1 protein-coding gene and 1 pseudogene are annotated in these 1,739 nt (G+C 46.6%); both read left to right on the top strand.

Annotated features, from left to right (window positions below; all coding sequences use genetic code 11):
* On the top strand, nucleotides 1-311 hold a 311-nt coding region (locus tag ACEW8S_RS06410), incomplete at its 5' end, for an amidohydrolase family protein (RefSeq protein WP_373517346.1).
* 108 nt (nucleotides 312-419) lie between these two features.
* Nucleotides 420-1,739: pseudogene (locus ACEW8S_RS06405) on the top strand (urocanate hydratase); the annotation flags it as partial.

Genomic DNA, 1,739 nt, shown 5'->3' with positions numbered 1-1,739 from the left:
ATGCCGGTGGAGCTTTGGCCATCGCCAGCGACCACAATCCGGGTTCGGCACCTATGGGGGATCTCTTGACGCAGGCAGCCGTATTGGGAGCTTTTGAAAAACTGTCGAATGCGGAAGTTCTGGCGGGAATCACCGTTCGGGCGGCAGCGGCACTGAAATTGGAAGATCGAGGGAAATTGGAAAAAGGATTTCTTGCCGATTTTATTATTTTCCATACCAATAATTACAAGGAGATTTTATACCATCAGGGAAATCTGAAACCCTGCATGGTATGGAAAAAAGGGGAATTGGTTTTTGATAAGCACAAATGATTTTATGGGTTCAGACCTGCTTGCCTGCCGGCAGGCTTATGAGTTAGTTTTGAGCTTGACACTCGGTTACCGAGCTTGTCGTAGTATGCACTAGAATTTTTTTAGAAAATGACTTTTAAAAAACAAATACTTCAGGGCATCCCGGTGGCACTTCCCACCAAAAAAAAATATAAGGTAGATGCGGACCATGCCCCAAAACGCAAGGAAATTTTATCCCTGGAAGAGAAGAAATTGGCCATTCGAAATGCGCTGCGCTATTTCCCCGAAGTTTGGCATTCGGAGCTATCCAAGGAATTTGCGGGGGAACTGAACAAATACGGTCGAATCTATATGTTCCGGTTTAAACCGGACTATAAAATCTACGCACGGCCTATCTTGGAATATCCCGCCAAGACTTCAAAGGCAGCGGCCATCATGTTGATGATCCAAAACAATCTGGATCCCGCCGTGGCACAGCATCCTGAAGAACTCATTACCTATGGTGGCAATGGTGCCGTCTTCCAAAATTGGGCCCAGTACGTGTTGACCATGCAGTACCTTGCCACAATGACGGAAGTCCAAACCTTGCATATCTATTCAGGCCACCCAATGGGGTTGTTTCCTTCTTCAAAAGAAGCCCCTAGAGTAGTGGTTACCAATGGCATGATGGTTCCCAATTACTCCAAACCCGATGATTATGAAAAATACAATGCACTGGGCGTCACCCAATATGGCCAGATGACCGCGGGATCGTACATGTATATCGGTCCTCAAGGCATTGTTCATGGTACGGCCATTACCCTTATGAACGCATTTCGAAAAGTTTTAAGGAAGGATGAAACTCCCACGGGAAAGATTTTCATGACCGCCGGCCTGGGCGGTATGAGCGGGGCCCAGCCCAAAGCCGGAAACATTGCCGGATGTATTACAATTTGCGCAGAGGTCAATCCCGCGGCAGCGAAAAAAAGACATGAACAGGGCTGGGTAGATGAACTCGTTGACGAGATGAATGATCTGGTCTCTAGAGTAAAATCGGCTACCAAAAATAACGAAACCGTTTCCCTCGCTTTCATCGGTAACGTGGTCGATGTTTGGGAACGCTTCGATGCCGAAAATATATCTATCCATTTGGGCTCTGACCAAACCTCTTTGCACAATCCGATGGGCGGTGGTTATTATCCCGTGGGACTTAGTTTCAAGGAATCGAATGACTTAATGAGCGGGAACCCCGAAGCATTCAAGAAAAAGGTTCACGAATCGTTGAGAAGACATGTAGCGGCAATAAACAATCACTCAAAAAAAGGGACCTATTTTTTTGACTATGGAAATGCCTTTCTTTTAGAGGCATCGCGCGCAGGCGCCGATATTTATAAAGACGAAAAAGGAAATTTTTCAAACTCCCCTTCCATGGGTGAAGGGTTCGGGGGATGGGCCTATCCATCCTATGTG

Source organism: Pricia sp. (assembly GCF_041745955.1).
In the GTDB taxonomy this organism is placed as follows: domain Bacteria; phylum Bacteroidota; class Bacteroidia; order Flavobacteriales; family Flavobacteriaceae; genus Pricia.
Note: the sequence above shows the minus strand (reverse complement) of the source record. Positions and strands in the feature narration are given on the sequence as shown.